Source organism: Prauserella endophytica, assembly GCF_005146945.1.
Classification (GTDB): Bacteria; Actinomycetota; Actinomycetes; order Mycobacteriales; family Pseudonocardiaceae; genus Prauserella_A; species Prauserella_A endophytica.
The window spans coordinates 26003-50854 of the sequence record NZ_SWMS01000021.1 but is presented as its reverse complement, the minus strand read 5'-3'; the positions used below and the strand labels follow the sequence as shown (position 1 = coordinate 50854).

Here is a 24852-nt window from a genome sequence, read left to right as displayed (position 1 = left end):
ATCATCGCGGCACGCGTTCGGCTGGCCAGCTGACGCCCGCCACGTCGGTGGGGCTCGGCACCCGCAGGAACAGACTGAACGTCGCGGGCCGCTTGCCGGACAGCTCCAGTCTGCCGCCGTCGGCCTCGGCGAGCGCCCTCGCCAGCGCGAGCCCGACGCCGAACGAGCCCGCGCCGGAGAAACCGCGTTCGAAGATGTACGGGGCCAGCTCGTCGGGCACGCCGTCGCCGGAGTCGGTCACCTCGATCACCACGGTGCCGTCGGCCTCGCCGCGCCGGGCCGTGAGCGTCACGTTGCCCGAGCCGTGCCGCAACGCGTTGTCCAGCAGCACTCCGATGACCTCGCGCAGCCGCGCGGGCGTGGCCCGCGCCATGAGCCCGTCGGCCACCCGCAGCCGCAACGTCCGGCTCTCGGCCTTGAGCAGCTGCCGCCACTCCTCGCTGACCTCGGGCAGCACGGTGGTCAACTCCACCGGCTCGGCCCCGACCTCGCTCGCCGCCCGCGCGGCCGCGAGCAGCTCGTCGAGCGCCTCGGCGAGCCGGTCGGCCTGCTCCTGCGCGGCCTGCGCCTCCTCGGCGACGTCCGAGTCGGGGTGGCTGGTGAGGCTCTCCAGCCGCAGTTGCAACGCTGTCAGCCTGCTCCGCAGCTGGTGGGAGACGTCACCGACGAGCTGCCGCTCCCGCTGCACCAGCTGGGCGAGCGCGGTGGCGGAGGCGTCGAGCGCGTCGGCGACCATGTCCAGCTCGGCGACCTCGTAGCGCCGCCCGTCCGGGCGGAAGTCCCCGCCGCCGAGCCGCGCGGCGCGGTCGGCGACGTGCCGCAGCGGTTTGGCGAGCCTGCGCGCGGTGACCGTCGCGACCACCGTTCCGGTGCCCACCGACAGCACCACCAGCAGGATCACCGCCAGCGCCACCTGCATCTGCCTGGTACGCAACGGGCCGGACGGGATCGCCAGCTCCACGGTGCCGCCCCGCGCGATCGGCACGCTCTCCACCACCACCTCGGGCCCGGGATCGACGCCGTAGGTGAGGTCCCGGGCGGCCGGCTGGCGAACGGTGAGCTGCCCCGACTGCGGCACGGCCGCCCGCACCTGGCCGAGATCGAGCGGGCGGTTGTCGGCGAGCTGGTCGTCGAGGATCGCGGCGATCCGCTGCGCGCTGGAGGCGAGGTCCTCCCTGGCGAAGTTGTCCACCAGCAACCAGCCGGTGACGCCGAGCGGGCTGCCCAGCGCGGCCGCGGTGACGGTCACCGCCAGCAGGATGGCCAGTAGGATCCGCCGTCGCATGACTTACTCGGTGTTGAACCGGAAGCCGACGCCACGCACGGTGGCGATGTGCTCCTCGCCCGGCTTGCGGCCCGCGCCGTTCTCGCCCGCGATCGCGAGCTTGCGGCGGAGCCAGGACATGTGCATGTCGAGCGTCTTCGAGGTCTTCGACTCCAGGTCGTTCCACACCTCGGAGAGGATGTCCTCGCGGCTCACCACCTGGCCCGCCCTGCTCATCAGCACCCTGAGCAGCTCGAACTCCTTGTTGGCGAGCTGCACCTCCTTGCCGTCGACGGTCACCATCCGGGCGCCGACGTCCATGCGCACACCGCCGGCCTCGATCACCTCGGGGGCACGCCTGCGCAGCAGCGCGCGGATGCGGGCGAGCAGCTCGGCGAGACGGAACGGCTTGGCGACGTAGTCGTCGGCACCCGCGTCGAGGCCGACCACGAAGTCGACCTCGTCGGTCCTCGCGGTCAGCATCAGCACGGGCAGCTCGCTACCGTTCGCGCGCATCCCGCGGCACACCTCCAGGCCGTCCATGCCCGGCAGGCCGAGATCGAGCACCAGCAGGTCCACCCGGTCCCGGGAGATCAGGTCGAGCGCTGACGGTCCGTCCCCGACCACCACGACGTCGTAACCTTCCCGCTCCAGCGCCCTCGACAGCGGCTCCGCGATCGCCGGATCGTCTTCGGCAAGTAGGACCATGCTCACCTGGCCAACCTTACGGCCGACGCCCATGAAACCATCGTTGCCGTGTCCAGCTACTCCCCCGATCTGACCCTCGCAGGCAGGCTGGCCGACGCCGCCGACAAGATCACCTCGGCCCGGTTCCGGGCGCAGGATCTGCGGGTGTCGAGCAAGCCAGACCGCACGCCGGTGACCGACGCCGACACCGCCGTCGAGGACGCGATCAGGGAGCTGATCACGGCCGAGCGGCCCGCCGACACGGTCGCGGGCGAGGAGCGCGGCGGCTCGGCGAGCGCGGCTGGCCGGGTGTGGGTGCTGGACCCGATCGACGGCACGAAGAACTTCCTCCGCGGCAACCCCGTGTGGGCCACCCTGATCGCGCTGGTCGAGGACGGCAGGCCGGTGGTGGGCATGGTCAGCGCGCCGCTGCTCGGCAGGCGCTGGTGGGCGAGCGCGGGCGGCGGTGCGTGGCTGCGCGACGACGCGGGCGAGCACCGGCTCTCGGTCTCGCGGGTGTCCGAGCTGTCCGACGCCTACGTCTCCACCACCGACCTCGGCGCGTGGACCGAGTACCACTCGCGCGCTGCCTACCTCGCTTTCCTGGACGCGTGCTGGGAGAGCAGGGCGTTCGGCGACTTCTGGCACCACTGCCTGGTCGCGGAGGGCTCGCTGGAGGTGGCGGCGGAGCCGATCGTCAACCCGTGGGACGTGGCGGCCGCTCAGGTGCTGGTGACCGAGGCCGGGGGCCGCTTCACCGATCTGACCGGGGCGGAACGCTTCGACGCCGGCACGGCCCTTTCGACCAACGGCCTCGTCCACGACGCCGCACTCGACCTGCTGCGCAAGCCCTGAAACCCGACCGCAGTGAAGGCCACCTTCACTGCGTTGAACGCAGGCAGGGTGGCCTTCACTGCAGCTGGCGGGAGCGGGTCAGGGCAGGACGCCGACCGCGCCCCTCGCGACCTGTGCCCAGGCGAGCCGTCCGAAGAGGTAGTGGCAGGCGACCTGCTCGTTGGTGAAGCGGGCCCAGTCGTAGCGGTTGCCCTGCTCACGCCAGAACACCTCGAACGCGACGTCTCCGTCCTCGCCCGCGTCCTCGGTGCGGAGCAGGCACCACGCGTTGTCGGCCTCGCTGCCGACCGACACGACCTCGGGCGGCACGCCCACGGCCTCCAGCCAGCGCATGATCGACTCGGTGTTCATGCCCTCTCCTCGAACGTGATGTCGGCAAGGTAGCCCAGCGTCACCAACTCGGCGGCCGAGTAGACCGAGCGGTACCGCTCACCCCCGCCCGCCTGCGCGAACCAGCCCGCGGAGATCGCCTTCCACATGGGCACCTCGCGCACCACGCGGTAACGCCGGTAACCCGCCTCGCGGTGGGCGGGCGGCAGCGAGCGCTCCGCGAACGGCGTGCCGTCGGCGGCGAAGACCCGTCCGTGCGCGGTGCCGAAGCGGTCGAGCAACGTGCCCTCGCCGAGCAGCACCGGCTCTCCGTCCTCGCACCCACCCTCCGGGTAGCGCTCACCCGGCGGCCAGACGTACTCGGCCCGCTCACCGGGAACGAGGTAGCGGCTGTCCCACTCGCGCTCGGGCAGGTCGCCGAGCGGGTCGTAGCCCTCGGTCAGCGCCTCCGGCGGGCACGGCAGCACTTCAGCGGGCGGCGGCGCGGGCTGACGCCAGCCGTTGCGCAGCCACGCCAGCGCGTGCCCCGGGTCGACGAGGTCCGAACGGGGGTGGTCGTGCGGAGGGAACCGAAGCCACACCGCGGAGTCGGAGTCGGGGTCGGGCACGGGCAGCTGCCGCGCGGGCCGGTCAGCGGCGACCGGGAGGTGCCCGATGGGGAACATGTGCACGCGGAACAGCGCGACGATGCTCTCCCGCTCCTGCCTTGGCGCCCCGAGCGGAACCGGTGCCGCGGGCGGCTGCGGGCGGACCGGCTCCGGCGGGCGGCCCTGCGGCGGGTGCGGCTGTGCTTGCGGTGCCTGTGGTACCGGCGGCGCCTGTGGTGGGTCGGGCATCGGCGCCCAGCGAGCGGGCGGGGCCGGGGCGCCGGGTGCGAGGCGCGGCGGCATCGGTGCGACGCCCGCCGCCTGCCCCGGCGGCGGCTGCATCGGCGCGGCAGGTGGAGCGGGCGCGGCGGCAGCGTACGGCGAGGGACCGAAGTGCTGCCCGGCAAACGGTTGCGCTGGGTACGGCTGACCAGCGAACTGCTGGCCGGGCGGCATGACCGGCGCCTGCGGCGGGGGAACAGGTGCGGCGGGACCGCCGGAGAACCCGGCCAGGTGCGTCTGCGCCGGTGGCGTCGGGATGCCCTGCGCCCCCGGCGCGGGCGCGGCGATGCCGCTGGGTGGAGTGGGCACGTCGTCGAAGCCGCCCTGGGACAGGAAGCCTCCGTAGGCGCCCCTCGGCGGGGTCGGCGCGTCGGCGCCGGGCAACGCGATGGGGCCGGTGCCCACGTCGTCGGGAACGGACACCGGCGGCGACGCAGGCTCAGGCCGCACTTCCGGTAGCTCCGGCCCCCGGTCACCGGGCAAGCCGACCTCGGGCCCCCGGTCACCGGGCAAGCCGACCTCCGGCCCCCGGTCACCAGGCAGGCCGACCTCCGGCCTCCGGTCACCGGGCAACGGCTCCTCGGGGAGCGGCACGATGTCGCCGGGCAGACCGCTTTCCACGGGCGGCCCGGACGGTTCCTCCACCGGCGACAGCACACCGTCCACCACGGTGGCCGGAAGTCCGGTCGCGGCGCTGAGCAGCCCGGCCTGCCCGTCGGGCGTGTGCGTGCCGGGATTGGGGTTCACGACCTCCCCGGCGGCGTGCACGGTGCCGTTCGCGCCGGATCCGACCGCGTCCACGAGCCCGCCCGAGATCGCGCCGACGTTGGTCGCGGTGCCACGCAGCGCTGTGTCCAGCCCGGCCAGCGCCGTGGGATGCCCCGAGTCGGCCGCGGCGACGGCGGCGTCGTGGTTCCTCGCGGCGTCAACGAGCTGGCGCACGATCTCGACCTTCGCGGCGCCGACCTGCTCGGCGGCGGACTCGAGCCGGTGCGCCGCCTCGTCCGCGCCCCGCGCGGCGACGGTCAGCCGCCCGTGGTCCGGCTCGACGAAACCCGACCACCGCTCGCCGGCGGCCTCGGCGGCGGGCCCGCTCATCGCGCCGAGCGCCTTGCCTGCGACGGTGTCCGCGTCGGCGGCGAGCGTGGTCAGCTCGCGCGCGGCCTGCCGCCACGCCCCCGCCTGCTCACGCATGGCGTCCTCGTCGGCCTCCGGCCAGCTCACGCCTGTTCGCTCCGCGATGGCGGCCAGCTCGGCGGGCAGCTCGATTCCCATCCGCACGCCCCTACCCGGCCGAACCGGCGTCGCTCAGGTCTCCTGCCGCATCCGTGTCGGCCGAGCGGTACGCGCCCGCCGCCGACGAGAGCCTCGTCCCCATGTCGCCCAGCCCGCCCGCGAGCTCGCCGAGTGTGCGCAGCACCTCGCTCGACGGGCCCTCGTGTGCGCCGGCGAAGCTCTGCCCCACCGCGTCGGTCCCCCAAGGAGTGGGGCCTGCCTCCAAGCCGGCCCTCAGGTCGGCGGCGATGCGGGTGGCCCGCTCGGCAAGCCCCTCGAACTCGGCGGCGTGTGCGCCGAGCCGATCGGCGTCGACCTCGAAACCCGGCCCCCCGCCGTTCATCGCGCCCTCGGCCAGTCGGCCTCGTCGAGCCAGCTCCGGTCGTCGAAGCTCTCGTCCTCGTCGTCGGGCACGTCCGCCGCGGCGATCTCCTGCGCACCGAGGTCGGCGGTCCCGAGCAGGAGCGCCTGCGGGTCGGTGCCGGACGGCAGCGCCGGGGCGAGCACCTCGCCCGCACCGGTCAGTGCCTTGACGGTCGCGCCCCCGGTCAGCTTCACGATCTGCGCCGCCAGCTCGGCCGGCCGGTACTTCTCGTACGCCTCGTCGGCGATCACGAGGCCGGTGAGCACCCCGCGCGCGCCGACCGTGGCCGTGATGAGGCCGTCGTCGCTGGTGGCCGACTCACTGATCGACGCGAGCTCGCGGTGCACGGAGGCCAGCTGCTCGCGACTGCGGCGGTAATCGGCGAGGAGCTGGTCCACCTGCGCACGATGGTCGGTCACGGCACTCTCCCCGACGTCCGTTGGTCTGCTGTCACAGCGGTCGGCAACGCATCAGACGCAGCCTGCTGGCCCGCGGTTCCATTCGCAACCGAAGCGTTGTGCGATCAGCGTCCCGAGATACAGATCGGCACGAGGACGGCTCTCCTTGACCTATCCGGCCAGTGCCCGCACCACGCGCGAGGGGCTGGGCCTGCCGAGCTGCTCCGCCATCCACGCGCTCGCGGCGACCAGCGCGTCGAGGTCGGCGCCGTGCTCGATGCCGAGCCCGTCGAGGAACCACACCAGGTCCTCGGTGGCGAGGTTGCCCGTGGCCGACTCGGCGTAGGGGCAACCGCCGAGGCCACCCGCCGAGGAATCCACAGTGGACACCCCGCGGCGCAGTGCGGCGAGCGTGTTGGTCAGCGCCTGACCGTAGGTGTCGTGGAAGTGCACGGCGAGCGCGTCCACGCCCACGCCCTGCGCGGTGAACGTGTCGAGCAGCCGTTCGACCTGTCCAGCCGTGGCCACGCCGATGGTGTCGCCGAGCGAGAGCTCCGAGCAGCCGAGCTCCAGCAGGCGCTTGCCGACGCGCACGACCTGCTCGGGCGGCACGGCGCCCTCCCACGGGTCGCCGAAGCACATCGAGAGATACCCGCGCACAGCCAGCCCCGCGGCCCGCGCCCGCGTGACCACCGGCTCGAACATCGCGAACTGGTCGTCGAGAGTCGAGTTGAGGTTCCGCTTGGCGAAGGTCTCCGTCGCGCTGCCGAACACGGCGATGTGGCTCACCCCGGCCGCCAGCGCCCGGTCGAGGCCGCGCTCGTTGGGCACGAGCACCGGGTAGCGCACGCCGTCGCGGCGGTTCAGCCCTGCGAGCAGCTCCTCGGCGTCGGCGAGCTGCGGCACCCACTTCGGGTGCACGAAGCTCGTCGCCTCCAGCGTGGTCAGCCCCGCGGCCGCGAGCCGGTCCAGGAACTCCAGCTTGACCGCCACCGGCACGGTCGACTTCTCGTTCTGCAGACCGTCGCGGGGGCCGACCTCCCAGATCGTCACCCGCTCCGGAAGCCCGTCCGCCGAGGAAACCCGTTCCGGCAGACCCAGTTCGCGCGTACCCACTACCTCAGCGTCCCCTTCCACGCGGCGGCTGACGGGGCGGCGGCTCCTGCTGCCCGTACGGAAGCTGCTCCGTCTGCGCCACGCCGTAGTCGTCGTACGGGTTGTCGTTGACCTGGCGGTAGATCACGGTGTGCACGCGCTCCACCTTCGGGATGTCGTCGAAGGTCAGCGGCTCGTCCGACGCCGACTCGATGACGAGCGTGCCGCAGCCGAAGACCCGGTCGATCAGGCCGTGCTCGAACCGTACGCTGTTGATGCGCGCCATCGGGATGTCGATGCCGGTGCGCTTGATCACGCCCTCGCGCGCGATGACGCGGTCGGTGGTGACGATGAAGTGCGTGGTGCGCCAGCGCACGAACGGCACGAGCACCAGCCACACGATCAGCACCAGCGCTACGACCCCGATCGCGATGAGGCCCACGGAGTTCCACGGCGACTCGGCGTCCCGCACGAGCAGGGCGAGCCAGCTGCCGACGCCGACGGTGGCGAGCAGCACGAAGATCGGGAACAACAGCATCTTGAAGTGCGGATGCTTGTGGGTTACGACTTGCTCACCGTCGCTGAGCAGATCGTCTGGATAGGCCACCTCGAACAACTCCCCGAACTCGTTCTTGCGCGCCGTGCGCTCACCGTACCGCCAAGCAGCGCGATTCACCCCGAAACAGGGCGCAGGTGCACGACATCGCCCGCGAAGATCGTTCGCCGCGCTCCCGTGTTCGTCTCCACGACGAGCGCGCCGGTGCGGTCGAGGTCGACGGCGTTGCCGAGCAGCTTCTCCCCGCCCGCGATCATGATCTTGACCTCCTGTCCGAGGGTCGCGCAATGCGCGCGGTAGTCCTCGAGCAGGCCCGCGGTGGCGAGGTCGCCCGCCCCCGCGAGCCAGGCACTCTCGCGTTCGTGCAGGGACGTCAGCAGCAGACGCGAGATCTCCGTCCGGTCCGTCGTGCGCGCGCCGAGGTCGGACAGCGCGGCCGGGGGCAACCCGCCGGGACCGGGCTCGACGGGCTCGCGCGAGGGCGTGACGTTGAGGCCGACACCGAGGATCACGCCCTGCTCCTCCGAGGCCGCCGCCTCGGCGAGGATGCCGGCGACCTTGCCGCGGCCGTCCGAGGCGAGGACGTCGTTCGGCCATTTGAGCACCGCCCGAACTCCGAGCTCCCGCGCCAGGTCCATCAGCGCGAGCCCGGCCACCGAGGCGAGTGAACCGAGCACCGCGAGCGACACCCCGGCCGGCCGGAACAGGACGCTGCAGTACACCCCGGCCCCCGACGGCGACACCCACGTCCGGCCCCGCCGCCCGAGCCCCGCGGTCTGCTCCTCGGCGATCAGCACGGTCCGGTCCTCCGCTCCCTCGACCAGGGCTTCCCGCAGGTCGGCGTTGGTGGAACCGGTGCTGGTCACGACGTCGAGCCGGGCGTACGGCCCGACCGGGCGGACGAGTTCGGCCCGCAGTCGCGCCGCGTCGATACGCTTCATGCGCGTTAGCGTAGGACGTTCGAGGACGTTGGCTACGCCACATCTGCGGCCAAGGGCACGGAGCTAAGCTGCGGTTCCATGAGCAGCGCAACGGAGCCGATCGGGACACCTCCCGACGAAGAGCCGGACATCCACACCACGGCCGGCAAGCTCGCAGACCTCTACCTGCGCTACGAAGAGGCCGTGCACGCCGGCTCCGCGAGAGCGGTCGAACGCCAGCACGCCAAGGGCAAGAAGACGGCGCGCGAGCGCATCGACCTGCTGCTCGATCCCGGTTCGTTCGTCGAGCTCGACGAGTTCGCCCGGCACCGGTCCACCAACTTCGGGCAGGAGAAGAACCGCCCGTACGGCGACGGCGTGGTGACCGGCTACGGCACCATCGACGGCCGTCCGGTATGCGTGTTCAGCCAGGACGTTACGGTCTTCGGCGGCTCGCTCGGCGAGGTGTACGGCGAGAAGATCGTCAAGGTCATGGACCTCGCCATCAAGACCGGCCGCCCGATCATCGGCATCAACGAGGGCGGCGGCGCGCGCATCCAGGAGGGCGTGGTCTCGCTCGGGCTCTACGGCGAGATCTTCCGCCGCAACACGCAGGCCTCTGGCGTGATCCCGCAGATCTCACTGATCATGGGCGCCAACGCGGGCGGGCACGTCTACTCGCCCGCGCTCACCGACTTCGTGGTGATGGTCGACCAGACCTCCCACATGTTCATCACCGGCCCCGACGTGATCAAGACGGTGACGGGCGAGGAGGTCACGTTCGAGGACCTCGGCGGTGGCCGCACGCACAACACCAAGTCCGGCAACGCGCACTACCTCGGCTCCGACGAGGACGACGCGATCGCCTACGTCAAGGAGCTGCTCAGCTTCCTGCCGTCCAACAACCTCTCCGAGCCGCCCGTGTTCGAGGCGCCGGAGCCGTCTGGCGACTCGATCGCCGACGGCGTCACCGACACCGACCGCGAGCTCGACACGCTGGTGCCCGACTCGCCGAACCAGCCCTACGACATGCACGAGGTCATCACGCGCGTCGTGGACGACGGCGAGTTCCTCGAGGTGCACGAGCTGTTCGCGCCCAACGTCATCGTCGGCTTCGGTCGCGTCGACGGGCACAGCGTCGGCATCGTGGCCAACCAGCCCACTCAGTTCGCGGGCTGCCTCGACATCGACGCCTCCGAGAAGGCGGCCCGGTTCGTGCGCACGTGCGACGCGTTCAACGTCCCGGTGCTGACGTTCGTGGACGTGCCCGGCTTCCTGCCCGGCACCGACCAGGAGTGGAACGGCATCATCCGGCGCGGCGCGAAGCTGATCTACGCCTACGCCGAGGCCACCGTTCCGCTGGTCACCGTGATCACGCGCAAGGCATACGGCGGCGCGTACGACGTGATGGGCTCCAAGCACCTCGGCGCCGACGTCAACGTCGCCTGGCCGACCGCGCAGATCGCCGTGATGGGCGCTCAGGGCGCGGCGAACATCGTGCACCGCAAGCGGCTCGCCACCGCCGCCGACGGCGGTGAAGACGTCGAGGCACTGCGCGCGCAGCTGATCCAGGAGTACGAGGACGCGCTGTGCAACCCATACGTCGCCGCCGAGCGCGGCTACGTCGACGGTGTCATCCCGCCCGCGCACACGCGTGGCTACGTGGCCCGTGCGCTGCGAATGCTGCGGGACAAGCGCGAGACCCTTCCGCCGAAGAAGCACGGGAACATTCCGCTGTGAGCGCCGAGGAAACGACCGAGGAGCCTCGCCGTCCGCTGCTGCGCGTCGTGCGGGGCAACCCGGACGACGCCGAGCTCGCCGCACTCACCGCCGTGCTGGCCGGGCTCGCCTCGGCGAGCACGGAGCCGTCAGAGCCGCCAGCGCGTTCGCGCTGGGCCGACCCGGCGGCGCTGGTCCGCGCCCCGCTACGTCCCGGCCAGGGCGCGTGGCGCGCGTCCGCGCTCCCGCGCTGACCCGTTCAGGGAGGGCAGCGCGCCGGCGTGCCGGTGCAACGCGACCACGCGCGTGATCCCGGCGAGTGCGAGCACGAGCGGCACGCCGAACGCGACCCGGTGCGCCGAGGACTGCGGAAGTCCCGCGTCGGTGAGCGCGTCGAGGGCGATCCCGGCACCGAACTGGGCGACCACGGCGAACGTGAAGCCGCCCATGTTGGCAACGCCGCTCGCGATGCCGGCGCGGTGGCCTCGGTTGGCCGAGCGGGCGAGGTCGAAGGCGAGCATGCTCACGCCGCCGCCCGCGCCGACGACGAACAGCACGAGCGCCAGCACGGTCGCGGGCGTCGAGGCAGGCAGTGCCACGAGCAGTGCCGAGCACGTGACCGCGGCGACCGCTGCGCCGAGGACCAAGGCACCCCGCACACCGGGCCTGCGGGAGGCGAGCTGACCGGCGGCCGTGCTGGCCAGCACGAAGCCGAGCACGACCACGCCGAGCAGCGTGCCGGCCGTGCCCTCGGACAGCGCGTGCGCGCCGACGAGGTAGGGCTGGCCGAGCACGGCGCTGAACGAGACGAACGTGCCCATGAGCGTGAAGTGGGTCCACATCGCGTGCCGGGTTCCCGGGTTTCGCCACGCGTGGCGCAGGCTCTCCCGCAACGGTTCGCCGGGCTCGTCGGTGTGCCGCGCGGGACGCGGGCTCTCGCGCAGGCCGACGCCGGTGGCGACCAGCAGCACGATGGTGACCGTGCCCGCGATGAGGAAGGTGCCGGTCCAGCCGCGGGCGGCGAGCAGCGCCGCGAGCGGCGCGGTCGCGATCAGCTGGCCGAGTCCGCCGATCATGCCGGTGAGCGCGGCGACGAGCGCGTACCGCCTGCCGGGGAACCAGTTGTGCGCGATGCGCAGAACGCTGACGAACATGCAGGCGTCGCCCGCGCCGATGAGCGCGCGGCCCGCCATCGCGGCGGCGTAACCCGTGGCGATGGCGAACACGACGGTGCCCGCTGCCATGAGCGTCATGCCTGCGAGCAGGAGCTTGCGCGGGCCGAGGCGGTCGGAGCCGACGCCGACGGGCACCTGCAACGCGGCGTAGAGGGCGAGCTGCACGACGGAGAACGCGGCCAGCCCGGTGGCGTCGATGCCGAAGCGTTCCTGCGCGGTGAGCCCGGCGACGGAGAGGCTCATGCGGTGGAACAGCGCCGTGAGGTAGCAGAGGGCACCGAGGCCCCACATCGCCCACGGCAGCCACGTTCTCGCGCGCACTCCAGGTCCTCCACAACTTGTATCTATGTTGCATCTAAGTTGGCCGCTAGGATGCCCGTGTGTCAACGAGCGACCGGTCACAGCGCAGGGCTGCCGGCGAGCGCGCCTACGAATGGGTGAAGGACCGGATCCTCGACGGGAGGCTCGAAGGCGGTCAGCTGCTGAGCGAGGGCGAGGCCGCGTCGGCGCTGGAGATCTCGCGCACTCCGGTGCGGGAGGCGTTCCTCCGGCTGGAGGTCGAGGGGCTGCTGCGGCTCTATCCCAAGCGCGGCGCGCTGGTGGTGCCGGTGTCGGCGGGCGAGGTCGCGGAGGTCACCGAGGCGCGGATCCTGCTGGAGTCCCACGCGGCGGCGACGGTGATCGCGCGCGGCATCCAGGCCGACGTCGCCGACTCCATGAACGCGGTGCTCGGCGACCAGCGGCGCCTGGACGTCCCGAAGGAGACGGCGGCGTTCTCCCGGCTCGACCGGCAGTTCCACGCGACCCTCGTGGAGGCGGCGGGCAACGGCCTGCTCACGCAGTTCTACTCGGGTCTGCACGACCGGCAGGTGCGGATGGCCAACTCCGCACTGCACCGGGCGCCGAGCCGCTACGGCGCCATACTCGACGAGCACGCGCGGCTGTGCACACTCCTGCGCGACAGCGACGCGGACGGCTTCCGCGAGCAGCTGGCCGCCCACATCGGCGGCACCCACGGAGCCCTGCTCGACAGCTGACCCCGGCTGTCCCCCCAACGAATGCAGTGAAGGCCACCTTGACTGCGCCCACCCGTCTCCCCCCACCGCCCAAACGGAGGCACTGCGCGCCGCTGTATTTGATTCCATGCAGGCAAGGTGGCCTTCACTGCAACTGGTCGCGGCGCGTCCTCTAATCTCGGCGCGTGCGTTTCGTGCTGGCCTCCGCCTCTCCTGCCCGGCTCGCCGTCCTGCGGGCGGCGGGCATCGATCCGAGCGTGATCGTGTCCGGTGTGGACGAGGACGCGGTCGCCGCGACGCTGACCGACCCCACCCCCGCCGAGCTGGTCACCGCGCTGGCCAGGGCGAAGGCCGTGGCGGTCGCCGACACGGCCGGCATCGCGGGCGCCGACGCCGTGGTGGTCGGCTGCGACTCGATGCTGGCGATCGGCGGCGAGGTCGTCGGCAAGCCGGGTACGGCGGAGATCGCCCGCAAGCGCTGGGCGGGCATGGCGGGCGGCACGGGCGAGCTGCTGACCGGCCACGTCGTCCTGCGACTGGAGAACGGCACCGTGACGCGCGAAGCGTCGGGCAGCCAGACCACGACGGTCCACTTCGCGACGCCGAGCCAGGACGAGCTGGACGCATACGTCGCGACGGGCGAGCCGCTCAACGTGGCCGGCGCGTTCACCCTCGACGGGCTCGGCGGCTGGTTCGTCGAAGGCATCGAGGGCGACCCGTCGAGCGTGATCGGGATCAGCCTGCCACTGACGCGCCGCCTGCTGGCCGAGGTCGGCGTCAGCGTGACCGACCTCTGGCGCCCCGCACGGTAGAAGTTCCCGAACCGGGTGCGGATTCCGGTATCGGCCCTTACCATCTGCGATCGAATCACCTTCGCGCATTTGATGGGGGCAGCATCGCGAATGTCCGATACAGACCCGGCCACGAAGCCGCATTTGGCCAGCGCCCTGGCGAAATTTCCGCCGATTGTGTACGTACCGTGTACTCAGCATGTCCGAAATGGGAATGACGACCTCACCGCGGAACTGCGACAGACACGTGATGGTCGAACGGCCCTGCTCGTGTATTCGGCACTCGATCGGCTGGTGGAATGCTGCGGGGAGCAGCAGCCGTGGGTCGTGATGCCGACCGTCAATCTCAAGAAGGTCGACGAAGCGACACCGTTCGACCTGATCTTGCTTGATATCCGGATACCCGAAGAACATCGGCATCAGGTCTCGGCATGAATGGATACACAGCCGACCCCGGAGTCATCGAACAGATCTCACAGACATTGCGCGCAGCCGCCGACGATCTCGATGCCATAGGCGGCAGCGTGCCCGCCGCGCCGGACGCCGGTGAGGTCAGCGGCATGATGGCAGCCGCCTTGTCGAAACTCACTCATGGTGCTGGCGAACTCGTTGTCGGCGCGACGGCCGCCGGGGACGCGGTCGCCAACGGCGGCGCCGCGTACGCCGAGCAGGAAGCCACGGCGAAGGACAGTCTGCCGACTGAAGGCCAGGGCTGATCCATGCCACTGGACACCAAGCTCGAGGGCAACCCGGAGAGCATCCGGGGAGCTGCCGATTGGCTCCGCAACTCGCTGCAGAACCGCGTCCGGGAAGCTGCCTCTCAGATCTACAACGCACGCAACGCGGCCGACTCCGGCTGGACCGGCGACGCATCGCAAGCCTTCCGGGACAAGATGACGCAAGGCGCGGGCAAGGCGGACGAACTGGCCACAGCTGCCGGTGACATGGCACAGAAGTTCGACGACCACGCCGCCGAACTGCAACGTGCGCTGGACACGATGGAACGTGCGCGCCAGATCGCGAGAGAGGGCGGACTCGCTGTCGACGGCGACATGATCGCCGATCCGGGCCCTGCACCAGCCGCGCCCGCGGCGCTGCCGACCGACGGTTCGGCCACACCGGCCATGGCCCAAGCGCACGCAGACGGCGTCGCGGCGCGGGAAGCCCACGAACGCAAGGTCGCAGCCTTCAACCAAGCGAAGACCGAGGTCGACCACGCGCGAACGCTCCAGAAATCCTGGAACGACATGTGGGCAAACGTCGGCAACGATCTCAAGCAGAAATGGTTCTTCACCGCCGGTGAGCTCGTGAGCGGCGGCATCGAGACCGCCATGAAGGTCCGCGCTTCCGATCTGCTGAAGAACTCTCAACGCCTCGCGGACGATGCGGCCAATATGGTCGGTCACTATCTCGCGGCGGGTGACGACGCGACGCGGGCTGCTGCCGCCGGCGCCGCCGATGACCTGCTCCGGGCTTCCGACGACCTCGCAAGGCAGTCCGCCTCTCTGTCCAGCAAGATCGCTGCACGGATGCCGCTGGTCGGCGTCGTCTTTGGAGCGGGCGGTATCGGATACGACATCGCGACGGGCAAGCCGCCCGCGAAAGCGATCGTGTCCGGTGTAGGAGGCATGGCCGCGTCCATGGCGACCGGCGCCGCCGTCGGTACTGTCATCGGCGGCCCAGTCGGAACGGTGGCGGGCGTGGTCGTCGGCACGGCAGCCGGCCTGATCACATCAGGTGCCATCGACGCCGTCTGGGACAACGCTCCCGAGATCGCTGCGGCGATCGGAGACGGAGCGGAAGCCGTAGGTGACTTCGTCGGGGACACTGCCAGCGCCATCGGGGGCGGGATCAAGGACGCGTGGGATGCAATCTTCTGAGCCTGTGCCGCTGCCCGGTGGCTGGCAGCAACGACGTACGTGGCCGCTCGCACTGAACACTGCCTTTCTCGCCGTGCTCGCGATCCTGCTGATTCTCCTGGGCATCGGACTGCGCGCGAGAGGCGACGACGGTGGCCGGGGAACATATTTCCTGGTGGGCGGCCTGTTCATGGGCGGCATCGCGCTCTCCTCCGGCCTCGTGAGCCTGCACCGCTGGCGCAGGGCCGCCGAGCAGAGCCAGGTGACGCAAACCGACGGCGCGCTACGGGTGCCGTACCGATCGCAGGCCTTCGCCGGCTACCTGTTGCTCCCCTTCGTAGGACTGGTTCCGTTCGGCCTGCTGTTCATCGGCTTCGTGGCGGCGCTCACCGACGGGGACCTCGACGGCACGGGCGTCGTGGTCGGGTTGGTCTCGACCGCGATGGTGGCGCTGGCGCTCTGGTGGACCGTCGAACTGGTTCGCGGCGCTTTCCGGCGGGGCGCGCTGACGCTGAGCCCCAAGGGCGTCCGCCATGAGGGCTGGACGTTCGACTCGTTCAGCACCTGGGAGGACATCCGCGCGGTGCGCGCCGACAACACCGCCGGGCCAAGCGTCCGGCTGTCCACCGACGCCGGACGTGCACTGTGGTCGTCGGCAGAGCTGCGTGGCGCGATCGCGGACCTGCGGTCGGCTGGCCCCGTCGACCCGGCATTGCACGCGCTCTCCCGCCGTGAGCAGGTGCCGGGCCACGCCCGGATTCGGCGTCGAACCTCACGCGCGCTCCCCGCCCCCGAGTTCGACGACGGGCGCGACATCGTGCTGCCCGTCCGCTGGTTCGCGGTCGATCCGGTATTGCTCTACCGGCTCGTCCGCTTCTACGCCGAGACCCCTTCGGCCCGCCCAGAACTGGCCACCGGAGCGGCCGCACAGAGGCTGCGGAGCGACCGGCTTCCCATGATGTGAGATAGAACTGCGGGCGGAAGCTCCTCACCCGCTCACGCGTTGTGCACTCCGGCAGATACAGGAATTACTTTCAGCTATCGGAGCGGACGCGTGTCTTTCCTGCGCACCTACACCAAACCCTCGGTCTTCGCGGCCGCGGTCATCGGCTCGCTGGTCGCGGGTGCGCTACTGGGCGCACTCGCGAGAGCCACCGAAACCGCGTGGCTCACCGAGGTGCTCGACCAGCTCGGCTCGGTCTTCACCACCCTCCTGCAGATCGCCGTGATCCCCCTCGTCTTCACCGCGATCATCGTCGGCATCAACAGCCTCCGCAGGCTCGGTGGCGGGCGCACCGCGGCCAGGCTCGGCGGCAAGACCGTGCTGTGGTTCGCGATCACGTCGTTCATCGCCGTGCTGATCGGCATCGTCGTGGGGCTGATCTTCAACCCCGGCAGCGGCGGGCTCGGCGACGCGCAGGCCACCGCGGAGAACACCGAGAAGGCCGCGGGCAGCGTCGAGAGCTGGGGCTCGTGGACGGCGTTCATCGAGGGCATCGTGCCCAGCAACTTCATCGCGGCCTTCGCCGAGGGCGAGACGCTGCAGGTGCTGTTCCTCGCGCTGGTCATCGGCGCCGCCGCCTACAGCCTCGGTGACCGCGCCAAGCCGTTCGTCGACTTCACCACCAGCGTCTTCGAGATCATCCAGCGCTACCTCGGCTGGATCGTCCGCCTGGCCCCGATCGGCATCCTCGGCCTGATCGGCGCGGCCGTGGCGAACTACGGCGACTCGCTGTTCCGGCCCCTGCTGTCGGCCACGGTCGCCGTCTACGTCGGCTCGCTGCTCGTGCTGTTCGCCGTCTACCCCATCCTGCTGCGGGTCTTCGCCAAGGTGAGCCCGGGCCGGTTCTTCGGCAAGGCGTGGACGGCGATCCAGTTCGCGTTCGTGTCGCAGTCCTCCGGCGCGACGCTGCCGCTGACCCGGCAGACCGCGGTCAACCTCGGCGTCGACCCCGGCTACGCCGCGTTCGCGACGCCGCTCGCCAGCGCCACGAAGATGGACGGCTGCGCGGCGGTGTTCCCCGCGATCGGCGCGATCTTCATCGCCAACATCTCCGGGGTGTCGCTGAGCTTCGGGCAGTACGTCGGCATCGTCGTGGTTGCCGTGCTCGGCGCGTTCGCCACGGCGGGCACCACCGGCTGGCTCACGGCGCTGACCCTCACCACCACGGTCATCGGCCTCGACGCAGAGCAGGTGGCGCTGGGCATCGCGCTGATCTACTCGGTCAACCCGATCATGGACATGATGCGCACCGCCACCAACGTCGCCGGTCAGATCGTGGTGCCGACGGTGGTCGCCCGCAGCGAGGGCCTGCTCGACGACGACGTGCTCAACACGCCGAGCACCCCGCCGCTGCTGAGCGACACCGGCGAGGCCGCCAAAGCCCCCGCCCACGCCGGAGCCTGACCCCGTCTCCCCGGCTGCAGTGAAGGCCACCATGCCTGCGCCCACCCGTCTCCCGCCACCACCCAAACGGAGGCGCTGCGCGCCGCTGTGTTCGATCAACGCAGTGAAGGTGGCCTTCACTGCGGTCGCCTGGACCCTAGGGGCACTCGGCCAGTTCGTAGGACTCCACGTCGACGTCGGGCCAGCCGCGCAGGGAGCCGGGTGAACCGTACGTGCCGGTGCACCCGGCCACCTCGCCGCCCAGGTCGAACACCTCGGCCAGCACCGGAGCCAGCTGGCATTCGGCCGCGTCCTCGGTTTCGCTGCACTCGTGCCGGACGACGACCACCTCGGGCGCGGCGTCGCCGACGACGTCGTCGAGCACGATGTTGCCCGCGTCGGAGAAGTACGGCCGCTGCGCGGGCCGCCAGCTGTCCCCGCGCCACACGTGCACCTCTCCCGCCATGCCGCCGTCGTGCGGCCCCCGCACGAGGCACACCGGCGTCTCCGTCTGCGCGCAGCGCAACGAGCCGTGGTTTAGCCGCACGCCCATCGCCGTGATCGAGACCTCCGAGACGCTCCCGGACGCGGGACCGCCCGCCCGCAGCCGCCCGGTGCCTCCGTCGCTGTCGGCGAGCAGCTCCACCGTCATGCCGTTGACCGAGGCCGAGGCGAGCACCCGGCACGCGTCGTCGCCGCAGCTCGTGCTCGACACCGAAGTGGGCTGCTGCGCGGGCTCCTCACCGACGGGCAAGTCCACGTCGGGGCGCAGCAGCACGGCGGTCACGAGCGCGCCGACGATGACGACGCCGGCGAGCACGGCGGTGAGCACCACGGGCCGTGGTGGCGCCGGCTCGGGCACAACGGAACTCCTCCCCCTCGGTTACCCGGACGAGCGTAGGCCAGGTGACGCTGCGCGCACGTCTATGTTGACGGCGTGACGAACCCACACCTGCCGCCCGTGCTGTACCTGCCCACGGCCCCGATCGCCGCCGACGGCACCGGCGAGACCACCGTCGAGCTGCGCCGGACCGGCGACGGCCGCATCGCGCTGCTCGCCTACACGGCGCTCGACCGCCTCGTCGAGTGCTGCGGCGAGCACCAGCCATGGCTCATGGTGCACACCGAGCACCTGCCGAAGCTGCACGAACGCCAGCCCTACGACGTCATCCTGCTCGACGGCGAGATCCCCGAGGAGCTCCGGCGCACGGCCGCCACACGGGCGTGAGGCTCCTCTCACCTGCGCCACCTTGCGCGTCCGTAAACTCCACCCTGAGCAGCTAACAGGGAGGTAAGCGTGCCTGAGCCAGCCAGCGTGACCAAGGTGCTCATCGCCAACCGCGGCGAGATCGCCGTCCGCGTGATCAGAGCTGCCAAGGACGCAGGGCTGGCGAGCGTGGCCGTTTACGCCGACCCCGACCGGGACGCCCCGCACGTGCGCCTTGCCGACGAGGCCTTCGCGCTCGGCGGCACCACGGCCGCGGAGAGCTACCTCGTGTTCGACAAGCTGCTCGACGCCGCGAAGCGCTCCGGCGCCGACGCGGTACATCCCGGCTACGGCTTCCTCTCCGAGAACGCCGACTTCGCCCAGGCCGTGATCGACGCGGGGCTCACCTGGATCGGCCCGAGCCCGCAGGCCATCCGCGACCTCGGCGACAAGGTCACCGCACGGCACATCGCGCTGAAGGCAGGCGCCCCGCTGGTGCCCGGCACGAAGGACCCGGTCGAGACGGCCGACGAGATCGTCGCCTTCGCCGATGAGCACGGCCTCCCCGTCGCCATCAAGGCCGCGTTCGGCGGCGGCGGCCGCGGGCTGAAGGTCGCCCGCACCAAGGAGGAGATCCCCGAGCTGTTCGAGTCGGCCACCCGCGAGGCGGTGGCCGCGTTCGGCCGCGGCGAGTGCTTCGTCGAGCGCTACCTCGACAAGCCGAGGCACGTCGAGGCACAGGTGCTCGCGGACAAGCACGGCAACGTCGTGGTGGTCGGCACCCGCGACTGCTCGTTGCAGCGCCGTCACCAGAAGCTCGTGGAAGAGGCGCCCGCCCCGTTCCTCACCGACGAGCAGCGGGCCACGATCCACTCCTCCGCCAAGGCCATCTGCAAGGAGGCCGGCTACTCCGGCGCGGGCACGGTCGAGTACCTCGTGGGCCTCGACGGCACCATCTCGTTCCTCGAGGTCAACACCCGCCTGCAGGTCGAGCACCCGGTGTCGGAGGAGACCACGGGCATCGACCTCGTGCGCGAGCAGTTCCGCATCGCAGAGGGCGGCAAGCTCCCGTTCACCGAGGACCCGGCCCCGCGCGGGCACTCCATCGAGTTCCGCATCAACGGCGAGGACGCCGGCCGCAACTTCCTGCCCGCGCCGGGCACCGTCACCAGGCTCGTCTTTCCCGAGGGCCCCGGCGTGCGCGTCGACTCCGGTGTCGAGACGGGCAGCGTGATCGGCGGGCAGTTCGACTCGATGCTCGCGAAGGTGATCGTCACCGGCGCCGACCGGCAGCAGGCCATCGAGCGCAGCCGTCGCGCGCTCGGCGAGATGGTGGCCGACGGGCTCGCGACCGTGCTGCCGTTCCACCGCACGATCCTCAACGACCCCGCGTTCGTCGGCGACGGCACCGGATTCTCCGTGCACACCCGCTGGATCGAGACCGAGTTCGACAACCAGATCGAGCCGTTCACCGCGCCGACCGAGGCCGACGAGGAGCCCGAGGAGCGGCAGAACGTCGTCGTCGAGGTCGGCGGGCGGCGCCTGGAGGTTTCGCTCCCCGGCGGGCTCGCGCTCGGCGGCGGATCCGGTGGTGGCGCGGCGAAGGCCAAGCCTCGCAAGCGGGGCGGCGGCGCCAAGGCCGCCCTGAGCGGTGACGCCGTGACCGCGCCGATGCAGGGCACGATCGTCAAGGTCGCCGTGTCCGACGGCCAGCAGGTCGAGGCAGGCGAACTGGTCGTGGTGCTCGAGGCGATGAAGATGGAGAACCCGGTCACCGCACACAAGTCGGGAACCATCACCGGCCTTTCGGTGGAGGTCGGCAGCGCCGTCACGCAGGGCTCGGTGCTGCTGGAGATCAAGGACTGACGGGTTTCGCCCGGCTTGAGAACACCCTCAGTTTCGTGGCCCCGGCCTGGGAAACGGACCTACCATCGATACGTGGCCGTGGAACGACCGGAGTACCGGCTCAGCGACGCTGAGCGGCAGGACGCGCTGGACGCGCTCTCCGAACACGTCCGCACCGGCAGGCTCGACCTCACCGAGTTCGATGAGCGTTCGCAGCAGGTCAGTGCGGCGAAGTTCCGGCGTGACCTCGCCCCGCTGTTCTCCGACCTGCCGGAGCCGAAGCCGGCTGTGCTGGTGCCCGGCCGGGCGCTCGTCCCGAGACAGCCGGTGGCGCGGCCGTGGCAGCAACGGCTCGCGGCGAGCGCGGTGCCGATCGCGGCCCTGCTCGCGGTGGTCCTCTTCTTCACGGTCGCCCGCGGCATGATCTTCGTTTTCCTGCTGCCCGCGATCGTGGCGATGGTCGCCGGCTCGTGCGCTTCCCACAGGCACCGTCGCCCGTAGGATCGCGCGGGTGGAACCGGTCGAGATCAACGCGGGCGGCTACTACCTGCGGCAGTTGAGGGCGGATCACCGGCTGGACGACCGGCCCGCGCTCGTCGAGGCGTTCACCGACCCCGTGCAGCAGCGGTTCGTGCCCGGCTACGTCGTCGACGACCTGCACTCCGCGAGCGCCTACGTCGAGCTCCGGGCGAGCGAGTGGGCGAGCGGCAAGCGCTGCTCGTGGGCCGTCGCCGAGCCGACGACCGGCGACCTGCTCGGCGAGGTCGGCCTCAAGATGCTCGACCTCGACGCCGGCACCGCCGAGACCGCTGTGTGGGTTCACCCGGCGGCGCGGGGCCGGGGTGTCGCAGTCGCCGCCGTGGGGGCGGCCCTTCGGTTCGGGTTCGGCGCGCTCGGCCTGCGCAGCGTGGACTACCGGCACGACCCGGCCAACCACGCCTCCGGACGGGTCGCCCGGCGCTGCGGCTTCACGTTCGTCGGCCCCGACGCAGGCGGGCCCGACGTGCGCTGGACCCGCGTGGCGTCATGAGCTTCTTCCTCGGCCGGATCCTGGACGCGCTGGGCAGTGGCGGCGACGCGCCCGCATTCGTCCGTGACGGCCGCACCACCACCTACGCCGAGGCCCACGAGCTGCTGCTGCGGCTGCACGGCACCCTCCTCGCCGAGGGCGTCGGCGAGGGCGATCTGGTGGCCGTGCTCGGCGGCAACCGGCCCGAGACGATCCTCGGCCAGCTCGCCGTGCAACTGCGGGGCGCGAGCGTGCTGCTGGTGCCCGAGTCGGCGAGCACGCCCGCACGCGCGGAGGTGCTCGGCAAGGTCACCGCCTGCCTCGCCGAACCCGGCCCGAAACCGGACGGGGTGCGGGTGATTCCACTTCGCCCCTCCGAAATGGACACGGTGGACGAGCCGGGCGAGCTACCTCCGTCGGTGCACACGGTGTTCGCCTCCGGCGGCACCACCGGCAGTCCCAAGCTCATCGCCCACCGTGGCATCTACGACGGCATGGCCCACATCTTCCGGCCCGACCCGCTCGGCCCCAACCGCGTACTGCTGGTCGCGCCGCTTTCGCACCTCACCGGCAACTGCGCGGTGCTGGGTGCCCTGCTGTGCGGAGACACCGTGGTGCTGCACGCGGGGTTCGACGCGGGCGACGTGCTGGACGCGATCGCCCGGCACCGCATAACGCACCTGACGCTCACCCCGCCCCGCCTGGCGAGGGTGCTCGACCACCCGGCGCTGTCCGGCACGGACGTCTCCAGCGTGCGCAGGCTCTCCCTCGGCGCGAGCCCGCTGCCCGCCCGGAGGCTCAGCCAGGCGCTCGCGGCGTTCGGCCCGGTCGTCGGGCAGGGCTACGGGCTCACCGAGGCGCCGATGATCGCGAGCATCGCCCCGGAGGAGTACGACGGTCACCCTGAGCGGCTGCGCTCGGTGGGCCGGATCGTGCCCGGCATGGAGGCGCGCATCGACGACGGCGAGGTGCTCGTGCGCGGACTGGCCCTCATGGAGGGCTACCACGGCAGCCCCGAGCTCACCGGGAAGGCCTTCACCGACGGCTGGCTGCGTACCGGCGACCTCGGCCGGTTCGACGCCGATGGCTACCTGTACCTGCTCGACCGCGCCGACGACGTGATCGTCACCGGCGAGCACGGCACCAAGGTCTACTCGACGGTGGTGGAGGACGCGCTCGTTGCCCATCCGCGGGTGCGGCAGGCCGCCGTGCTCGGCGTGGACGGCCCTGACGGCAGGCTCGTGCACGCCGTCGTGGTCGCCGAGCCGGGTCTCACCGCCGACGAGGTGCGGGATCACGTGCGGCGGGTGCTCGGCGGGGAGCACTTCGTGCCCGCGAGCGTCGATTTCGCGCCTACCCTGCCCCTGACCCCCATCGGCAAGATCGACAAAGCCGCCCTGATGCCCGGCTGACGCTCCAAGGTAGCCGGGTCGGCTCAGCCGACGGGCTCGATGAGCTTGCCCCTCGCCTCCGGGGCCGCGGAGCGGCGGGCGTCGGCGGCCTCGTCGTTGGGTTGCGTCTGCGAGTCCCGCTCGGCCTCGACCCTGGCCCGGTAGACCGACACCTCGTGCGCGGTGGTCTCGGCCGACCAGCCCAGCACCTCGCCCATCAGCTCGGCCACCTGCTCGGCGCAGTCGACCCCACGATGCGGGTACTCGATCGAGATGCGGGTGCGCCTGGCGAGCACGTCCTCCAGGTGCAGCGCGCCCTCGTGGCTGGCCGCGTACACGGCCTCGACGCGCAGGTAGTCCGGTGCGTGCTCGATCGGCTTGAGCAGCTCGGGGCGGCCGTCGGCCAGCGCGAGCACCCCGCCGACGAGAGAGCCGTAGCGATCCAGCAGGTGCCGCACGCGGTACGGGTGGAGTCCGTGCGCCGCGGCCAGATGGTCGGCCTGGTTCACCAGCGCGTGATACCCGTCGGCGCCGATGAGCGGCACCTTGTCGGTGATCGACGACTGCACGCGGGTGGGCAGGTCGACTGAGGCGGCGTCCACGGCATCGGCGGCCATCACCCGGTACGTCGTGTACTTGCCGCCCGCGATCGCGACGAGCCCCGGCGACACGCGCGCGACGGCGTGCTCGCGGGACAGCTTCGACGTCTCCTCGCTCTCGCCGGCGAGCAGCGGCCGCAGCCCCGCGTAGACGCCCTCGATGTCGTCGTGTGTCAGCTGTGTCGCGAGCACCGAGTTGACGTGTTCGAGGATGTAGTCGATGTCGTGCTTCGTCGCCGCCGGGTGGGCGAGGTCGAGGTGCCAGTCGGTGTCGGTGGTGCCCACGATCCAGTGGTTGCGCCACGGGATCACGAACAACACCGACTTCTCCGTGCGCAGGATGAGCCCGCTTTCCGACACGATCCGGTCACGCGGGACCACGATGTGCACACCCTTGCTGGACCGCACGCGGAATCTGCCCCTGCTGCCGGAGAGGCGCTGCAGCTCGTCGGTCCAAACTCCCGTGCAGTTGATCACGGCACTGGCCTGGACCTCTGTCTCGCGACCGTCCTCGACGTCGCGCACGCGCACGCCGGACACGCGGTCGGCCTCGCGCAGGAACTCGACGACCTGGGTCGAGGTCCGTACCACCGCGCCATAGTGGGCGGCCGTGCGGGCGACGGTCATCGTGTGCCTGGCGTCGTCGGCCTGCGCGTCGAAGTACCGGATGCCGCCGACGAGCGCGTCCCGCTTGAGCGCGGGCACCATCCGCAGCGCACCGGCCTTGGTGAGGTGCTTCTGACCGGGCACCGACCGCGCGCCGCCCATCGTGTCGTACAGGAACAGGCCCGCCGCGGTGTAGGGCCGCTCCCAGACCCGGTGCGTCAGCGGGTACAGGAAGCTCACCGGTTTCACCAGATGCGGTGCAAGTCTCGTGAGCATCAGCTCGCGCTCGCGCAGCGCCTCGCGCACCAGCCCGAACTCCAGCTGTTCGAGGTAGCGCAGGCCGCCGTGGAAGAGCTTGCTCGACCTGCTCGACGTGCCGGAGGCGAGGTCGCGCGCCTCGACCAGCGCGACCCGCAGGCCCCGCGTGGCCGCGTCCAGCGCGGTGCCGGCTCCCACCACGCCCCCGCCGATCACGACGAGGTCGAAGTTCTCACTGCTCAGCCGCCGCCACGATTCCTCGCGGGCGGCGGGACCCAACGACGCAGTCACTACTCGCCTCCTCACCACGGCAGACGCCGTCGCACTACACGACGGCCCTCTGGGAGCTTCCCACGTCAGGCCGGATCGAATCAGCCC

At 71.5% G+C, this 24852-nt stretch carries 27 protein-coding genes; 15 read left to right on the top strand and 12 right to left on the bottom strand.

Going from position 1 to position 24852, the window contains the following annotated elements; all coding sequences use genetic code 11:
- Nucleotide 1: 1 nt before the first annotated feature.
- Together FCN18_RS29080 and FCN18_RS29075 are read right to left on the bottom strand one after the other, a co-directional pair.
- On the bottom strand, nt 2-1285 hold the full coding sequence (locus FCN18_RS29080) for an ATP-binding protein (protein ID WP_112275901.1): 1284 nt from the start codon (nt 1283-1285) through the stop codon (nt 2-4).
- Between the two features lie 3 nt (nt 1286-1288).
- Nucleotides 1289-1972, bottom strand: a complete 684-nt coding sequence (locus FCN18_RS29075; protein WP_137096627.1) for a response regulator transcription factor — start codon at nt 1970-1972, stop codon at nt 1289-1291.
- Nucleotides 1973-2020: 48 nt separating this feature from the next.
- Here FCN18_RS29075 and hisN point away from each other — a divergent pair, with 48 nt between their 5' ends.
- Nucleotides 2021-2806: a histidinol-phosphatase gene (gene hisN, locus FCN18_RS29070; RefSeq protein WP_112275899.1), complete on the top strand. Its 786-nt coding sequence runs from the start codon at nt 2021-2023 to the stop codon at nt 2804-2806.
- Between the two features lie 78 nt (nt 2807-2884).
- Here the strand turns inward: hisN and FCN18_RS29065 are convergent, their stop codons facing one another.
- The 7 genes from FCN18_RS29065 to FCN18_RS29035 form a co-directional block, all read right to left on the bottom strand.
- Nucleotides 2885-3157: a hypothetical protein gene (locus FCN18_RS29065; RefSeq protein ID WP_110335090.1), complete on the bottom strand. Its 273-nt coding sequence runs from the start codon at nt 3155-3157 to the stop codon at nt 2885-2887.
- The gene (locus tag FCN18_RS29060; protein ID WP_137096604.1) at nt 3154-5280 is read right to left on the bottom strand and encodes a TNT domain-containing protein; all 2127 of its coding nucleotides are present in this window, start codon (nt 5278-5280) and stop codon (nt 3154-3156) included. The genes FCN18_RS29065 and FCN18_RS29060 overlap by 4 nt, the downstream gene beginning before the upstream one ends.
- 10 nt (nt 5281-5290) lie before the next feature.
- Nucleotides 5291-5623, bottom strand: coding sequence for a WXG100 family type VII secretion target (locus FCN18_RS29055; RefSeq protein ID WP_112275896.1), 333 nt, complete (start codon nt 5621-5623; stop codon nt 5291-5293).
- Nucleotides 5620-6063 (bottom strand): YbaB/EbfC family nucleoid-associated protein, encoded by a 444-nt coding sequence (locus FCN18_RS29050; protein ID WP_112275895.1) that lies wholly within the window; start codon nt 6061-6063, stop codon nt 5620-5622. Before FCN18_RS29050 ends, FCN18_RS29055 begins: the two co-directional genes overlap by 4 nt.
- Before the next feature lie 150 nt (nt 6064-6213).
- On the bottom strand, nt 6214-7158 hold the full coding sequence (locus FCN18_RS29045) for a hydroxymethylglutaryl-CoA lyase (RefSeq protein WP_137096603.1): 945 nt from the start codon (nt 7156-7158) through the stop codon (nt 6214-6216).
- A gap of 4 nt (nt 7159-7162) precedes the next feature.
- Nucleotides 7163-7744 (bottom strand): PH domain-containing protein, encoded by a 582-nt coding sequence (locus tag FCN18_RS29040; RefSeq protein WP_112276166.1) that lies wholly within the window; start codon nt 7742-7744, stop codon nt 7163-7165.
- A 65-nt stretch (nt 7745-7809) separates the two neighbouring features.
- Nucleotides 7810-8634, bottom strand: coding sequence for a biotin--[acetyl-CoA-carboxylase] ligase (locus tag FCN18_RS29035; protein ID WP_112275893.1), 825 nt, complete (start codon nt 8632-8634; stop codon nt 7810-7812).
- 78 nt (nt 8635-8712) lie between these two features.
- Between FCN18_RS29035 and FCN18_RS29030 the strand changes: the two genes are divergently transcribed.
- On the top strand, nt 8713-10353 hold the full coding sequence (locus FCN18_RS29030) for an acyl-CoA carboxylase subunit beta (protein WP_112275892.1): 1641 nt from the start codon (nt 8713-8715) through the stop codon (nt 10351-10353).
- Nucleotides 10350-10586 carry an acyl-CoA carboxylase subunit epsilon gene (locus FCN18_RS29025; RefSeq protein ID WP_113642938.1) on the top strand — a complete coding sequence of 79 codons (237 nt, stop codon included), beginning with the start codon at nt 10350-10352 and terminating at the stop codon, nt 10584-10586. Before FCN18_RS29030 ends, FCN18_RS29025 begins: the two co-directional genes overlap by 4 nt.
- Here FCN18_RS29025 and FCN18_RS29020 read toward each other — a convergent pair.
- A complete protein-coding gene (locus tag FCN18_RS29020) occupies nt 10539-11828 on the bottom strand; it encodes an MFS transporter (RefSeq protein ID WP_228714177.1) in 1290 nt (429 codons plus the stop codon). The two genes, FCN18_RS29025 and FCN18_RS29020, sit on opposite strands and share 48 nt — an antisense overlap.
- A gap of 59 nt (nt 11829-11887) precedes the next feature.
- Between FCN18_RS29020 and FCN18_RS29015 the strand changes: the two genes are divergently transcribed.
- The 7 genes from FCN18_RS29015 to FCN18_RS28985 all read left to right on the top strand — a co-directional run bounded on the left by FCN18_RS29015 (nt 11888) and on the right by FCN18_RS28985 (nt 17580).
- On the top strand, nt 11888-12544 hold the full coding sequence (locus FCN18_RS29015; protein WP_137096602.1) for a GntR family transcriptional regulator: 657 nt from the start codon (nt 11888-11890) through the stop codon (nt 12542-12544).
- Nucleotides 12545-12708: 164 nt separating this feature from the next.
- On the top strand, nt 12709-13335 hold the full coding sequence (locus FCN18_RS29010; RefSeq protein ID WP_113642937.1) for a Maf family protein: 627 nt from the start codon (nt 12709-12711) through the stop codon (nt 13333-13335).
- 90 nt (nt 13336-13425) lie between these two features.
- The gene (locus FCN18_RS29005; protein WP_228714176.1) at nt 13426-13749 is read left to right on the top strand and encodes an SAV_915 family protein; all 324 of its coding nucleotides are present in this window, start codon (nt 13426-13428) and stop codon (nt 13747-13749) included.
- Entirely contained in the window at nt 13746-14030 is a 285-nt protein-coding gene (locus tag FCN18_RS29000) for a hypothetical protein (RefSeq protein ID WP_137096601.1), read from the top strand. The genes FCN18_RS29005 and FCN18_RS29000 overlap by 4 nt, the downstream gene beginning before the upstream one ends.
- Nucleotides 14031-14033: 3 nt before the next feature.
- Nucleotides 14034-15194, top strand: a complete 1161-nt coding sequence (locus tag FCN18_RS28995) for a WXG100 family type VII secretion target (RefSeq protein ID WP_137096600.1) — start codon at nt 14034-14036, stop codon at nt 15192-15194.
- Nucleotides 15181-16137, top strand: a complete 957-nt coding sequence (locus FCN18_RS28990; protein ID WP_137096599.1) for a hypothetical protein — start codon at nt 15181-15183, stop codon at nt 16135-16137. The genes FCN18_RS28995 and FCN18_RS28990 overlap by 14 nt, the downstream gene beginning before the upstream one ends.
- Before the next feature lie 90 nt (nt 16138-16227).
- Entirely contained in the window at nt 16228-17580 is a 1353-nt protein-coding gene (locus FCN18_RS28985) for a dicarboxylate/amino acid:cation symporter (protein ID WP_137096598.1), read from the top strand.
- 136 nt (nt 17581-17716) lie between these two features.
- On the opposite strand, the gene FCN18_RS28980 is transcribed toward FCN18_RS28985, so the two are convergent.
- Nucleotides 17717-18421: a hypothetical protein gene (locus tag FCN18_RS28980; protein WP_112275886.1), complete on the bottom strand. Its 705-nt coding sequence runs from the start codon at nt 18419-18421 to the stop codon at nt 17717-17719.
- A 75-nt stretch (nt 18422-18496) separates the two neighbouring features.
- On the opposite strand from FCN18_RS28980, the gene FCN18_RS28975 reads away from it, so the two are divergent.
- The 5 genes from FCN18_RS28975 (at nt 18497) to FCN18_RS28955 (ending at nt 23032) form a co-directional block, all read left to right on the top strand.
- Nucleotides 18497-18787, top strand: a complete 291-nt coding sequence (locus tag FCN18_RS28975) for an SAV_915 family protein (RefSeq protein WP_112275884.1) — start codon at nt 18497-18499, stop codon at nt 18785-18787.
- Nucleotides 18788-18856: 69 nt separating this feature from the next.
- A complete protein-coding gene (locus tag FCN18_RS28970; protein ID WP_137096597.1) occupies nt 18857-20632 on the top strand; it encodes an acetyl/propionyl/methylcrotonyl-CoA carboxylase subunit alpha in 1776 nt (591 codons plus the stop codon).
- A 72-nt stretch (nt 20633-20704) separates the two neighbouring features.
- Complete coding sequence (locus FCN18_RS28965) at nt 20705-21112, top strand: DUF1707 SHOCT-like domain-containing protein (RefSeq protein ID WP_112275880.1); 408 nt, start codon at nt 20705-20707, stop codon at nt 21110-21112.
- A gap of 10 nt (nt 21113-21122) precedes the next feature.
- Entirely contained in the window at nt 21123-21641 is a 519-nt protein-coding gene (locus tag FCN18_RS28960) for a GNAT family N-acetyltransferase (protein WP_137096596.1), read from the top strand.
- The gene (locus FCN18_RS28955; RefSeq protein ID WP_137096595.1) at nt 21638-23032 is read left to right on the top strand and encodes a class I adenylate-forming enzyme family protein; all 1395 of its coding nucleotides are present in this window, start codon (nt 21638-21640) and stop codon (nt 23030-23032) included. Before FCN18_RS28960 ends, FCN18_RS28955 begins: the two co-directional genes overlap by 4 nt.
- 23 nt (nt 23033-23055) lie before the next feature.
- Here the strand turns inward: FCN18_RS28955 and FCN18_RS28950 are convergent, their stop codons facing one another.
- Nucleotides 23056-24765, bottom strand: a complete 1710-nt coding sequence (locus tag FCN18_RS28950; protein WP_112275874.1) for a glycerol-3-phosphate dehydrogenase/oxidase — start codon at nt 24763-24765, stop codon at nt 23056-23058.
- Nucleotides 24766-24852: the final 87 nt, after the last annotated feature.